Source organism: Eisenbergiella sp. OF01-20 (assembly GCF_003478085.1).
In the GTDB taxonomy this organism is placed as follows: Bacteria; Bacillota; Clostridia; order Lachnospirales; family Lachnospiraceae; genus Eisenbergiella.
This window is the reverse complement of record NZ_QUES01000001.1, coordinates 705620-719694: the sequence shown is the minus strand read 5'-3', so window position 1 is coordinate 719694 and position 14075 is coordinate 705620. Positions and strand designations below refer to the sequence as shown.

The following is a 14075-nucleotide window of genomic DNA, read 5'->3' as shown; positions in this document are numbered from 1 at the left end:
CACCAGACAAATTAATTCATTATAACAGAACAATATAAAGCAATGTAAATACAACACTGATAACAAGGCTGATTGCGGAGACAATAACGCCTCCCAATGCAAGGCCGGTATGCTGGCCTGTCTTTACCAGGCTTATAATACCCATAATCAGTCCTGCGATACAGCATACGAGAGGGATAACGAGTATCCAGCTGAAAACGCCGCCCATAATACCGAATACGAGAGAACAAACGGCCAGATTATCTCTTTTATGTTCAAGCTGGTTTATAACTACCGGTCCCTGGCTGTAGCCCTGGTAAGGCTGGCTGTACCCCTGTCCCGGATAAGGACCGGCCTGGGGATTATAGTTCGGATTCTGGCCGTAGCCCGGATTTGGGTTCTGCCCCGGCGCAGGACCCGGCTGCTGCTGGCCGGGATAGGGACCTCCCTGAGGATATCCATTCTGGTAGTTTTGGTTGTTATCCGGCTGATAATTATAGTTATCCATTAAATCATACTCCTGTTAATTCCCTGCAGATGGTTATCAGACTCAGGCAAGAAGGAAAGCAACACCGATTCCCAGAGCAACCTGAAGGATGGAAGCAATGATGAAGGCGACAACCACAATGCCGTTTTTCTTCTTCAGTGCAAGGTTGAAATACATAACACCAATAAGTACGCCAAGACAGAGCCCCAGCCAGCTGTTCATCAAAAAGCCGAGTACACAGCTGATACCTGCAAGAACGGATACATATACGGGCAGGCTTGCGATAGGCTGATAAGTCTCGCCGCTTCCCAGATACCGTCCGTTGACAGCTAAATCCACTTTATTTCCCAGCACTACAAGCCGGCACTGTGTTTCTCCGAAGTTGATGGCATAATCAATCATCTGGATAAACCAGTTGGATGATTTCAGCGGGTATTTCTGGCCGTCAACAAGCAGGTTGCGTCCCTTGTATTCAATGGTATGGTTCATCCCATCCGCTGCGGTAACTGTCCATAGTTTTTTCATTCTTGTAATTCCTCCTCAGTCATACGTAATAAGATATATAGAATTATGAAAGATAATAAGGAAATAAGCAACCCGAACGGAAAAAAATGCAGGCTGAAGGGAAAAATTTGCATCTGGAGTCATTAAGGAAGGAAAAGGATAAGATATGGGGCTGGAGGAAGTGTCCGTCATTATCGTGACAAATATTCTGGAATGTTATATATGGAACCTCTTCATGAGAAGTTTCTTTGATTATAAAATGAAGAATGTTACCCTGCGCCTTGGAATCCGGGGAATAATCCTCCTTTATATGTCGCTTGTCAACTATGCAGGCAGCGTTCCTGTTAATCTGCTCGGGACTGTTTTCATCTATATAATTTCCGCCCTTCTTATGTTTGAAGGAAACCGCAGGCAGATCCTGTACTTTAACATCATCGAAATTTTACTGGTCATTTTCTGTGAGGATATCGTAATCGGTGCCGGCTATGGAGGGACATATATCATACCGGATATCGACGCCGGGAAAATCGCGGTTATCCTTGCCGCCAAGCTGTTTGCCATTTTGCTGATATATGTGGTAATCAGACTGATGCAGGGCAGACTGCAGAATAAAGAGGCTTCCGTCCCGCTCCCCTTTCTGCTGTGCCCGGCCCTCTCCCTCCTCCTTATCCGGATCGTATATCAGGTAACCTTGTATGCGGATGTGGAGGTTTCTGCCGGAGAGAGGCTGATGCTTACGGTAATCTGTGCTTTGCTTGCCGTTTTCAATATCATCCTGCTGGAGATATATCACAGGAATGTACAGATGCAGTCCCAGATAACCGAGCAGAAGCTTCTGCAGATGAAGAGCCGTATGGAAACGGAGAATTATGCCCAGCTGGAACATGTCACCCAGAATTACAGGCAGGTTTTGCATGATATAAACAGATACCTGAATACTCTCAGCTATCTTGCGGGAGAAAATCAAAACGGTAAAATACAGGAAATTGTCAGAGATATCCATGCAGATATATCCAAAGCGGAGGAAACACATTATTCCGCCAACGGGATATTGAATTTCATATTAAATGAAAAGAAGCGGAAAGCGGATTCGGAAAGGATTCCCATGGATATTTTTGTGGAACCGGGCTTCCGGGCAGGGGACATAAAGGACTATGACTTTATCAGTATTATGAGCAACCTTCTGGATAACGCCCTGGAAGCTGCACAGCGCTGTCCGGAGGGCGGAAGGAGCATTGATCTCAGGATGTTTATGGATACCGACCGTAATTATGCAGTCATACGGCTGGAAAACAGCTGCAGGGAGAAAGCAGTCTGCAGAAAAGGAAGCTTCCTGACCGTAAAAGAAGATCGGACAAGGCATGGCATCGGCCTGAAGCATGTGCGGGAACTCATAGAAAACAACCGCGGGCTTATTGATTTTGATATCCATGCCGATATATTTTGTGTAACTGTATGCCTGCCCGTGCAGAGCCGCTGTGACGGATTGACGGGACAGGCGGATAAAGGGAAGGTTGACTGATGTGGAAATAGAACTTAAAATTGCGGTTTGTGACGATTCCCAGGCCGACAGGAATATATTGGGCCAGCTGCTCAGAAAGACAGCCTGTGATTCAGGCATTCCCATACATATTATGGAATATGCTTCCGGTGAAGAATTGATGGAGGATATTCTTGCCGAACATGATATCCTTTTTCTGGATATCCAAATGGACGGGATGGACGGACAGGAGACGGCATTTGCTTTCCGCAGCCAGAACCGAAAGGCAGTGCTTGCCTTCGTTACCGGTGTGGCTATGCCCACGCCGGAAATGTTCAAGGTTTATCCCTACCGTTATCTTTTGAAACAGGAACTTCTCACCAAAGGGAAAGAAGATATGAGCGCCATTTTAAAAGAAGCGGTAAACCGGCAGAAGCATGTCTATGTCACGGCTGTCTATAAAGGGAAAATGATGCAGATTGATTCTGACAGTATCCTGTATATCTCCCTGAAAAAAAGAGGCTGCCAGATATGGTCCAGCCGGGAGAAGGAAGAAAATCCGGTAAACTGCAATTCCCGCCTTGCAGATATGTATGCCGCACTGGAAACACAGGATTTTGCCTACGCCCACAACAGTTATATAGTAAATCTCAAGCATGTGGCAAAGGTTGAGGGAAATCTGCTGGTTCTCATGGATGGGACGGCACTGTCGATTTCCCGTTCCCGAAAAGAAGAATTTTACCAAAAATTTGCTCGTTATCTTGGAAAAAAATACCCGAAAAAGCAGCCTTGCGTGTGATTGTTGACAAATTTATACGTTTTCCCGAAATACAAAATAATATATTACAGGAAAACAAATGTCCGTTACAGAAAAACGCTACTCTTTGGTAGTAATTGAAATAAAATTTATTTTTGTGCACCATTTTAGCCAAAAGTATGTTATAATACATTCGTTGCATCCCGGAACAGGGATGCGGCATATCGTGGGTTGAGAATTTGGTGCAGAAAGTACCGGAGTAACAATTGAGAAAAATTGTTTATTTGATATCATTCCCCCAAAATGTATTATCTATTCCGGAACGGATGCATCAAGTATTCTCAATAAACCCACATTGCCGACGGGTTCAGGGATTAGAAAAGAAAGCAGTTTTGCCGATTTGTGCAGAACTGTTTTTTATTTATCCCATTTCCTGCTGTTAGGATGCAGATAAAAAAACATGGCGGAACCAGCTTTTTTTATCTGCATTCCTGCTGTTAGTTACGATTTACATTTTCGCCAAATTGTGCTATATTTTATTGATGTATGCTTGCGGATTTTATTGGGAAATACAAAGGAGAAACGTTTGAAATGGCAGAAATGACGCCGATGATGCAGCAATATATGGAAACGAAAAAGCAGTATGAGGACTGTATTCTGTTTTATCGTCTCGGAGATTTTTATGAAATGTTTTTTGAGGATGCGCTTACGGTATCCAGAGAGCTGGAACTGACGCTTACCGGTAAAAACTGCGGGATGGAGGAACGGGCGCCGATGTGCGGCGTGCCTTACCATGCAGTGGAAGGGTATTTGAGCAGGCTGGTGGGTAAGGGCTATAAGGTTGCCATCTGTGAACAGGTGGAGGATCCCAAGCTGGCCAAGGGGCTTGTTAAACGTGAGGTCGTGCGTATCGTAACACCCGGAACCAATCTGAATATCCAGGCCCTTGAGGAAAATAAAAATAATTTTCTGATGTGTATTGCCTATTTTGCGGGGAAGACCGGCATTTCCGTAGCGGACGTAACGACCGGCGATTATCTGTTAACTGAAGTTGAGGATAACAGGAAGCTGCTGGATGAAGTCATGAAGTACGCGCCTTCGGAGATTATATGCAACGATGCTTTTCTGGTCAGCGGAGTGGAACTGGAGGATTTGAAGGAAAGGCTGCGGATAACCATATATTCTCTGGAACCGCATTATTTTGATGATGATCTGTGCCGGAAGTGCCTGCTGAAGCACTTTGGTGTTAATTCCCTGTCCGGGCTTGGTGTGGATGAGTTTCCCAATGGAGTGATTGCGGCCGGAGCACTTCTTTCCTATTTATATGATACACAGAAAATACCGCTGAGTCATTTCACACATATCGAGCCTTATCTGACAAACCGTTATATGCTTCTGGACAGTTCCACCAGAAGGAACCTGGAGCTCACCGAGACTCTGCGGGAAAAACAGAAGAGAGGCTCCCTGCTGTGGGTGCTGGACAAGACGAGGACGGCAATGGGAGCGCGAATGCTGCGCAGCTTCCTGGAACAGCCCCTGATACATAAGCAGCAGATGGAAGAACGCCTGGATGCGGTGGAGGCCTTCTGCAATAACCCTCTTGCGAGAGATGAACTGCGGGAATACCTGAACCCTATTTATGATCTGGAAAGGCTTCTGGGAAAGGTGAGCTACAAAACGGCCAATCCCAGAGATTTAATTGCCTTCCGCAATTCCATGGAAATGCTCCCCCATATCAAAACGGTGCTGAAGGAGATTCCCGGTGACGCGAACCAGAAAATCGAGTCGGAAATCGACGGCCTGGAGGATTTATTTGGGTTGATCGGGGAATCCATAGAGGAGGAGCCTCCCATTACCATACGGGAAGGCGGTATGATTAAGGAAGGGTATAACGAAGATATCGACACCCTCCGCAGAGCCAAGACGGAAGGAAAAACCTGGCTGGCGGAGCTGGAAAATACGGAACGGGAGCGTACCGGAATCAAAAATCTGCGGGTCAAATATAACAAGGTATTCGGTTATTATCTGGAGGTGACCAAATCCTATCTGGGTATGGTGCCTGATGATTATGTGAGAAAGCAGACGCTCACCAATGCGGAACGATATACCACCCCGCGGCTGAAGGAGCTTGAGGATACCATCCTGAATGCGGAGGACAAGCTTTGTACGCTGGAGTATGATTTGTTCTGCGTAATAAGAGAAAGAATAGCCGGCGAAATCGAGAGAATCCAGACAACGGCAAAGGCTGTGGCGAGACTGGATGTGTTCTGCTCCTTTTCCCTTGTGGCAGAACAGAACCAGTATACCCGGCCCAAATTAAATGAAAAGGGCCTGATCCATATAAAAGACGGCCGTCATCCGGTTGTGGAAAAAATGATTGAACACGATATGTTCATCCCTAATGACACTCATCTGGATAATAATTCCAGACAGATCGCAGTTATTACCGGGCCAAATATGGCAGGCAAATCCACCTATATGCGGCAGACCGCACTCATAGTCCTCATGGCTCAGGTGGGGAGCTTCGTGCCGGCCAGACAGGCCGATATCGGTATTGTGGACCGTATTTTCACCCGTGTGGGAGCTTCGGATGATCTGGCAAGCGGCCAAAGTACCTTTATGGTGGAAATGAGTGAGGTAGCCAATATCCTGCGGAATGCGACCCGGAACAGCCTTCTCATTCTGGATGAAATCGGCAGGGGAACCTCAACCTTTGACGGGCTCAGTATTGCATGGGCGGTGATCGAGCATATCAGCAACCGCAAGCTCCTGGGAGCCAAAACCCTGTTTGCCACCCATTACCATGAGCTCACGGAGCTGGAAGGCAAAATGAGCAATGTTAACAATTATTGTATCGCCGTCAAAGAAAAAGGGGATGATATTGTTTTCCTCCGAAAGATAATCAAGGGCGGTGCGGATAAAAGCTATGGAATCCAGGTTGCCAGACTGGCCGGGGTGCCGGATCTGGTTATCGACCGGGCCAAGGAGATTGTGGAACAGCTCAGCGATAATGATATTACGGAAAAGGTACAGAGTATATCCATTGCGGAAACGAATGCACCCTCGAAAAAACAGGAGCATTATGACGAACTGGAACTGGATCAGATATCCCTGTTTGATACGGTAACGGATGCGGATGTGCTGGATGAGCTGAAAAATGTGGAGGTGAGCACGATGACTCCGCTGGATGCCCTGAATACGCTGTACCGGCTCCAGAACAAACTTAAGAACCGATGGTAAGGAACTGCCGTAAATGGTACCAGTTATTTTGAATCAGTTCCTGAGAATTGACAGGTGATTGACCGGAAAGGAAGCGGAATATGGCGGAAATCATGCTGCTGGACAGCAGTACCATTGATAAAATTGCCGCCGGCGAAGTGGTGGAACGTCCCTCCAGCGTTGTGAAGGAGCTGGTGGAAAATGCCATGGATGCGGGCGCCCGAGCAGTGACTGTTGAAATAAAGGAAGGGGGCTGCTCCTTCATCCGTGTGACGGATAACGGCGGAGGGATTGATAAGAAACAGGTGCGGAAGGCTTTTTTCCGTCATGCCACCAGTAAGATCCGTTCGGTGGAGGATTTGTATCAGGTGAAAAGCCTGGGCTTCCGCGGTGAGGCTCTTTCCAGTATAGCGGCAGTTTCCATGGTGGAACTGATAACCAAAACCAAAGAGGAATTAACGGGGATCCATTACCGTCTGGAGGGGGAAAAAGAACGGGAATTCTCCGAAGTGGGTGCGCCGGAAGGGACAACGATAATTGTCCGGGAACTCTTTTTCAATACGCCTGTCCGGAAAAAATTCCTGAAATCTTCTGCCACAGAGGGCAGCTATATTTCCGATCTGATGGAGCATATGGCACTTTCCCGCCCGGATGTGGCCTTCCAGTTCATAATGAATGGGCAGGTCCGCTTCCATACCTCGGGTAACGGGGATATAAAGGAAATCCTGTATCGGATATATGGAAGGGAAATCATAAAGGAGCTGATTCCTTTCTCCGCTTCTGCGGAGGGCCTGGAAATCCAGGGCTTTCTCGGAAGCCCGTCCGTCGTACGGTCCAACAGGAATTTTGAATTTTTCTTTGTAAACGGCCGTTACATCAAAAGCCCCCTGTTATCCAAGGGGCTGGAGGCAGGGTATAAGGCGTATCTGATGCAGCATAAATTCCCCTTTGCCCTTCTTCATTTCACCATTGATCCGGATCGGATAGACGTAAATGTCCATCCGTCCAAGATGGAAATCCGTTTTCACGATCAGCCGGGCCTGTATGCTTTCCTGGAAGAACAGATAAGGGGTGCCCTCAGACGCAGGGAAATGATACCGGACGTCACATTGGAAGAAAAACCGGCACGGCCCTCCGTTGTACAGAAGCCGGCTGCTAAGGAGGAAAAAACAGAAGCTCCTTCTTCCTTGCAGGACAATCGGCAGCGGATAGAAGAGAGCCTGATTTCCCGGCCGGAAGATAAACTGTCAGCTCCCCCTGAAAAGGAACCGGCACCTGCCTCTGAAAAGGAAACACGGACAGCAGAAACACGGATTGCAGAATCCGGTATCCCATGGCCGGCGGACAAAATGGCGGCGCCTGTCCCCGAAGAAAAAAGCACTGCCGCACAACGGATTGGCGGTGGGGACACCGCCGGAAGCGCCGGGGGAAAGGTCCATCCTCCGCGAACCCGGCCGGAAGCCCCTCAGCCCTTTGAAACCCGCCGCTTAAGCCAGATGCTCCGGGAAGAGGAGGGAGTATACCAGGTGCAGGAAACCAGACAGATGGAGCTTTTTGAGGAAAAGCTTCTGACAAAGGAGGCGGTACAAAGCTACCGGATCCTGGGACAGGTTTTTGACACCTATTGGCTGGCGCAGTATGAAGACAAGCTGCTTTTTATCGATCAGCATGCGGCTCATGAAAAGGTGAAGTACGAAGCACTCGTAAGCAAAATGAAAAATGGTGCGGTGGACAGCCAGATGCTCACCCCTCCCCTTGTACTGAACCTCTCTGCCAGGGAAGCGCATCTGCTGGAACGGTATGCCTCTTATTTTGCAGAACTGGGCTTTGAAATAGAAGATTTCGGAGGAAACGCCTTTACGGTCCGCTCGGTCCCCTGTGATTTATACGGTCATTACGAAAAGGATTTTTTGGAAGCCATTCTGGATGAACTGGAGGAGGAGCCGCCTCATGGAGCGCCTGCCGTTATTGCGGAAAAGCTGGCTTCCATGGCATGCAAATCCGCAGTGAAGGGAAACCATACCATGACCTGCAGGGAGATGGAAGCGCTGCTTGATCAGCTTTTGAAGCTGGAAAATCCATATCATTGCCCTCATGGCAGACCCACTATCATTACCATGAGCAAATATGAGCTGGAACGGAAATTTAAGAGAATCGTTTAACAGCGTCACTTGCTGTAGGAGAAGGAAATATGGAAGAAAAAGAGCCTCTCATCATTCTGACAGGCCCCACTGCGGTCGGAAAGACAGCGCTCTCTCTGAAACTGGCACAAAGGGTGGACGGGGAAATTATTTCTGCGGACTCCATGCAGGTATACCGGCATATGGATATCGGATCCGCTAAAATACGGAGCCATGAAATGCTGGGGATCCCCCATCATCTGATTGATATTATGGAGCCGGAAGAAGAATTTAATGTGGTTGTTTTTCAGCAGCAGGCGAAAAAAGCCATAAAGGATATCAGAAGCAGAGGAAGAATCCCCATCATTGCAGGAGGGACCGGCTTCTATATCCAGTCGGTGCTGTATGATATTGATTTCACGGAAAATCCCGGGGATACCACCTGCCGCAGGAAGCTGGAGCAGGCTGCTGCCGAAAAAGGGCCGGAATATCTTCATAAAATGCTCGCCGCCGTTGATAAGGAATCAGCGGAGCAGATCCATGCCCACAATGTAAAACGGGTGATCCGTGCCCTGGAGTTTTATATGCAGACGGGAGAGAAGATCTCCCGGCATAATGAACTGGAGAAAAAAAGGCAGGCCGCATATAACGCCTGCTATTTTGTCCTGGATGATAAAAGAGAGGCCATTTATGACCGTATCGATAAAAGAGTGGACAAAATGATCAAAGAAGGCCTTGTGGAAGAAGTGAAACAGCTGAAGGAACACGGCTGCAGCCGGGACATGGTTTCAATGCAGGGGTTGGGATATAAGGAAATACTTGGATATCTGGAAGAAGAGTATGATTTGGAAAGGGCCGTTTATCTCATTAAGAGAGACACCCGCCATTTTGCAAAAAGGCAGCTGACATGGTTCCGGCGGGAACGGGATGTGATTTGGCTGGAAAAGCCGGAATTCCCTTCCGAAGAGGAACTTCTTCTTTTCATGCTGGAGAAATGCAGGGAAAGACGGATTCTGCTGTAAAACCGGATGAACATATACAGAAGGAGATACAATGAACGAAAGCAATTTAACTGATTTTTACCGGGAGCTGGGGATATCCGGCCGGGTATTCGATTTTGGCAAACAGATACTGGAGGAGCTGGAGGAGCGTTTTCACAATATAGATGAAACGGCGGAATATAACCAGATGAAGGTTCTCAAAGCCATGCAGGAAAATAAAGTGAGCGAAGCCTGTCTGCTGGGAACTACCGGATATGGGTATAATGATTTGGGCAGGGAAACGCTGGAATCGGTTTATGCCGCCGTATTTCACACGGAGGACGCCCTGGTCAGGCCGCAGATTACCTGCGGAACCCATGCCCTGGCCCTGGCGCTTATGAGTAATCTCCGTCCCGGAGATGAACTGCTTTCCCCTGTGGGGAAGCCCTATGATACGCTGGAAGAGGTTATCGGCATCCGCCCCTCCAGAGGATCCCTGAAAGAATATGGAATCACCTACCGGCAGGTGGATTTGCTGCCTGACGGCGGTTTTGATTATGAAGAGATAGCCGGCGCCCTGAATGAACGGACCCGAGTGGTAACCATACAGCGTTCTAAGGGGTATCAGACAAGGCCCACTTTATCCGTGCAGCGTATCGGGGAGCTGATTTCGTTTATCAAAGAACGCAAACCGGATTGTTTCTGTATGGTGGATAACTGTTATGGGGAATTCGTGGAACGGCTGGAGCCTTCGGATGTGGGAGCCGATATGTGTGTGGGATCCCTGATTAAAAATCCGGGCGGCGGCCTTGCCCCCATCGGCGGATATATAGCGGGGACAAAGGAATGCGTGGAAAATGCGGCCTGCCGGCTTACCTCACCGGGGCTGGGAAAGGAAGTGGGTGCTTCCCTCGGAATCCTGCCCCAGTTTTACCAGGGTCTTTTCCTCGCGCCCACCGTCACTGCCAGTGCGCTGAAGGGAGCTGTTTTTGCCGCCAATATTTACGAACGCCTGGGACTCCGGGTAGTGCCGGACGGAAAAGAAAGCCGTCATGATATCATACAGGCGGTGACCTTCGGAACACCGGAAGGGCTTATCGCTTTCTGCGAAGGGATTCAGGAGGCGGCTCCGGTTGACAGTTATGTAAGGCCCGAACCCTGGGATATGCCCGGTTATGACAGCCAGGTGATTATGGCCGCAGGGGCTTTTGTATCCGGCTCCTCCATTGAACTGAGCGCGGACGGGCCATTAAAACCGCCTTATGCCGCGTATTTCCAGGGAGGGCTGACCTGGCCGCATGCAAAATTCGGCATATTAAAATCCCTTCAGCACTGTGTCGAGGCGAAAGCCGTCCAATTGCCGTAATTAAACAGATCTTCTCCTGCCGATTCCGGAAGGAAGGTGTCAATCGCTGTCGGATAGGGCGAAATTTTTTACTTTTAGATTCTATACATGGATTTGGAAGTATGCTAATATAGGTAATGGCAGTAAATACAAAGGATGAATGAATGAAGAAAATGAAAAGCAAAAACGGATGGACTTGTCTGATACTCGTTCTGGCCGGGATTGTACTGGGCGGCTTTATCGGAAACCTGTTTCCTTCAAGTTTTATGAACTTTGGACAGACCTTTGGGCTGACGAACCCTCTTATCCTGGATTTCGGAATCCTGAGTATCACCTTTGCACTGACAATCAAAATTACAATCGCAAGCATACTGGGGATAGTGGTTGCATTGCTGATTTACCGCATTCTATAAGCTGTAAGGCCGGTATAAAGCCGGCTTTTACGTGTACATACAGGCGGCGGTACCCGTGAGGAGCGTTCGGAATACGTGAAGAAACGGGGTAAATAATGAATCAAAAGAATGAAAAAGAACCATGCTATGAAGAGATGAAGCCTTATGAAAAATTTCTTGCAACAGGGCCGGAGTCTCTTTCCGAAGCAGAACTGCTGGCTATCATTATCCGGACCGGCACAAAGAGTATGGGTTCCCTGCAGCTAGCAAGGCAGATACTTTCCCTCCCGAAGGGAAGGGATAAGGGGCTTCTGGGGATCCGGCATTTATCTGTAGCTGACCTGTGCAAGGTAAATGGCATCGGACAGGTCAAAGCGGTAAAAATCAAATGCATCATAGAACTGTCCAGAAGGCTGTCCATGGCGGATACCCGTGACAGATTGCAGTTTACCAAACCGGAAACTGTGGCAGACTATTACATGAAGAGGATGCGGTATCTGGAAACCGAAGAGGTGATTCTTGTTATGACTGATAATAAGAACCGCATGATCTGTGACCGGGTATTATCCAGGGGAACCGTGAACTGTTCCCTGGTTTCCCCCCGGGAGGTATTCCGGGTGGCGCTTGAGTACCACGCCGTACATATCCTGCTGATACACAATCATCCCAGCGGCGACGCATCGCCCAGCGGGCAGGATATTGAAATTACAAAACATCTGGCTGAGCTTTGCAGCATGATGCAGCTTCCGCTGATCGATCATATTATCGTGGGGGATAACTGTTATGTCAGCTTCAGGGAATCCGGCCTGTTGAAATAAGGAAGGAGAAAATCATTTTGTCTACGAATGCTTTTGGAATCGATTTAGGTACGAGCAATATTAAGATTTACAGTGCGGCGGATGATAAGATCATGATTGAAAAGAACATGATAGCCGTACAGAACAAGAAAACAGTCTTTGCTTACGGGGATTCTGCCTATGAGATGTACGAAAAAGCCCCCGGAAACATCCATATTTCTTATCCTCTGTGCAATGGTGTCATTGCGGATATCAAGAATATGGAAACCCTGATCCGTTTCTTTGTTACGGATATGTCCGGAGGGAATATCAAACCGGCTGATTTTTATATTGCGGTGCCTACGGATATCACGGAGGTGGAGAAACGTGCGTTTTATGATCTGATCCGTGATGCCAACGTGAAAGCCCGTAAGATCATGGTGGTGGAAAAAGCGGTGGCGGACGGCCTGGGCCTCGATATTGACGTTAAAAATTCCCAGGGTGTGCTTGTGGTGAATGTAGGCTATGATACTACGGAAGTGTCCATCCTTTCTCTGGGAGGTATTGTTTTGAGCCGTCTGATTAAGACCGGCGGCCTTAAATTCGACGAGGCAATCCGCAGCACGGTGCGCAAGGAGTTCGGTCTGCTCATCGGCGGCAAGACCGCGGAAGGAATTAAGAAATCCCTTTCCGAGCTGGAAGAAGCCGGTGCCGGTGCGGAAGTGTTCGGCCGGGATATTGTGACAGGCCTTCCTGTGGAACGTACGATTCCCACAGAATTGGTGGTATCCTGTCTGGAAGAGCATTTTGATACCATTATTGACAGTGTAAAGGTCATTCTGGAGCGTACGCCTCCGGAGCTGGGAGCGGATATATACCGTCATGGAATTTATCTGACAGGCGGAGCGTCCCAGATCAGCCATCTTGCGGAGAAGCTGGGGAAGAACACAGGACTTCGCGTAAATGTGGCAGACAGACCGGTGGAAAGCGTTGTGATCGGCCTTTCCAAGGTTCTCAATGAAGAAAATTATAAATCAGTTGCCTATGCGATTGAAGGGATGGGTAAATGAGTCCTGTAATCAAGAAAAAAAGAAATAAATTCACCCTGCCAAGTAAATATCTGCTTTTGCTTTTGTCAGGGCTTTGTGTCCTTCTGATGCTTGTCACCTTTAAAACAGATTTGTTTGAAGGCCCTCTTCGGGCGGTGGCCGGATACGTGGTGGTTCCCTTCCAAAAGGGGATCGCTTCCGTAGGAGGTTATATCTACGACCGGGCGGAGGAAATGGGACAGCTGAAGGAAGTGCTCGCCGAAAATCAGGCGCTGAAGGAGCAGGTGGATTCCCTTACCATGGAAAACGCCCAGCTCCAGCAGGATAAATATGAACTTGCCAGTCTCCGGGAGCTTTACGATATTGACAAAGCCACATCGGATTACGAAAAAACCGGCGCCAGGGTGATAGCAAGTGATTCCAGCAACTGGTTTTATTCCTTTGTTATAGATAAAGGCTCCGACGACGGCATACAGGTGGACATGAACGTCCTTGCCGGCAGCGGTCTGGCAGGAAGGGTGATCAGTGTAGGCCCCAATTATTCCCGGGTGCTTTCCATCATTGCCGACAATTCCAATCTGTATGGAACGGTTCTTTCCACTTCCGGGAATCTGATGGTCTCCGGCGATTTACAATCCGTTATGTCCAGCGGAGTCATACATTTTGAACAGCTTTACGATAAGGAAAATAAGGTTTCAGAAGGTGATAAGGTAGTCACCTCAAACATAAGCAGTAAATATCTTCCGGGGATACCTGTTGGTTTTATCAGCACGATCAATACATCCTCCAACAACATGACCAAATTCGGTTACATTACGCCGGCAGTGGATTTTCAGCATATCCAGGAGGTCCTGGTTATTATGGAGTTAAAGCAGCAGGATATGGAAGCGGAGCATTCCATGGAAGCAGAGAATTCCACGGAAGCGGAGAATCCCATGGAAACAGAGAATTCCACGGAAGCGGATCTGACCACGGGCAACGAATAGG

12 protein-coding genes are annotated in these 14075 nt (G+C 48.2%); 10 read left to right on the top strand and 2 right to left on the bottom strand.

Going from position 1 to position 14075, the window contains the following annotated elements; genetic code table 11:
- Window positions 1-19: 19 nt before the first annotated feature.
- Both DXA36_RS03505 and DXA36_RS03500 read right to left on the bottom strand, forming a co-directional pair.
- Complete coding sequence (locus DXA36_RS03505) at window positions 20-487, bottom strand: DUF4190 domain-containing protein (protein ID WP_118676265.1); 468 nt, start codon at window positions 485-487, stop codon at window positions 20-22.
- 42 nt (window positions 488-529) lie between these two features.
- Window positions 530-991: a hypothetical protein gene (locus DXA36_RS03500; protein ID WP_118676263.1), complete on the bottom strand. Its 462-nt coding sequence runs from the start codon at window positions 989-991 to the stop codon at window positions 530-532.
- Window positions 992-1136: 145 nt separating this feature from the next.
- Between DXA36_RS03500 and DXA36_RS03495 the strand changes: the two genes are divergently transcribed.
- From DXA36_RS03495 to mreC, 10 genes are all read left to right on the top strand, one after another.
- Complete coding sequence (locus DXA36_RS03495) at window positions 1137-2492, top strand: sensor histidine kinase (RefSeq protein ID WP_118676261.1); 1356 nt, start codon at window positions 1137-1139, stop codon at window positions 2490-2492.
- Between the two features lies 1 nt (window position 2493).
- Window positions 2494-3249: a LytR/AlgR family response regulator transcription factor gene (locus tag DXA36_RS03490; RefSeq protein WP_147366534.1), complete on the top strand. Its 756-nt coding sequence runs from the start codon at window positions 2494-2496 to the stop codon at window positions 3247-3249.
- A 549-nt stretch (window positions 3250-3798) separates the two neighbouring features.
- Window positions 3799-6447 carry a DNA mismatch repair protein MutS gene (gene mutS, locus DXA36_RS03485; RefSeq protein WP_118676257.1) on the top strand — a complete coding sequence of 883 codons (2649 nt, stop codon included), beginning with the start codon at window positions 3799-3801 and terminating at the stop codon, window positions 6445-6447.
- A gap of 80 nt (window positions 6448-6527) precedes the next feature.
- Window positions 6528-8588 carry a DNA mismatch repair endonuclease MutL gene (gene mutL, locus DXA36_RS03480; protein WP_118676255.1) on the top strand — a complete coding sequence of 687 codons (2061 nt, stop codon included), beginning with the start codon at window positions 6528-6530 and terminating at the stop codon, window positions 8586-8588.
- Between the two features lie 29 nt (window positions 8589-8617).
- The gene (gene miaA, locus DXA36_RS03475) at window positions 8618-9568 is read left to right on the top strand and encodes a tRNA (adenosine(37)-N6)-dimethylallyltransferase MiaA (protein WP_118676253.1); all 951 of its coding nucleotides are present in this window, start codon (window positions 8618-8620) and stop codon (window positions 9566-9568) included.
- Between the two features lie 31 nt (window positions 9569-9599).
- Window positions 9600-10892, top strand: a complete 1293-nt coding sequence (locus DXA36_RS03470) for a methionine gamma-lyase family protein (protein WP_118676251.1) — start codon at window positions 9600-9602, stop codon at window positions 10890-10892.
- A 152-nt stretch (window positions 10893-11044) separates the two neighbouring features.
- Window positions 11045-11284: a DUF4321 domain-containing protein gene (locus DXA36_RS03465; protein WP_118676452.1), complete on the top strand. Its 240-nt coding sequence runs from the start codon at window positions 11045-11047 to the stop codon at window positions 11282-11284.
- A gap of 95 nt (window positions 11285-11379) precedes the next feature.
- Window positions 11380-12081: a RadC family protein gene (gene radC, locus DXA36_RS03460; protein ID WP_243114557.1), complete on the top strand. Its 702-nt coding sequence runs from the start codon at window positions 11380-11382 to the stop codon at window positions 12079-12081.
- 17 nt (window positions 12082-12098) lie between these two features.
- Window positions 12099-13109 (top strand): rod shape-determining protein, encoded by a 1011-nt coding sequence (mreB, locus tag DXA36_RS03455; protein WP_118676249.1) that lies wholly within the window; start codon window positions 12099-12101, stop codon window positions 13107-13109.
- A complete protein-coding gene (gene mreC, locus DXA36_RS03450) occupies window positions 13106-14074 on the top strand; it encodes a rod shape-determining protein MreC (RefSeq protein WP_118676247.1) in 969 nt (322 codons plus the stop codon). Before mreB ends, mreC begins: the two co-directional genes overlap by 4 nt.
- Window position 14075: the final 1 nt, after the last annotated feature.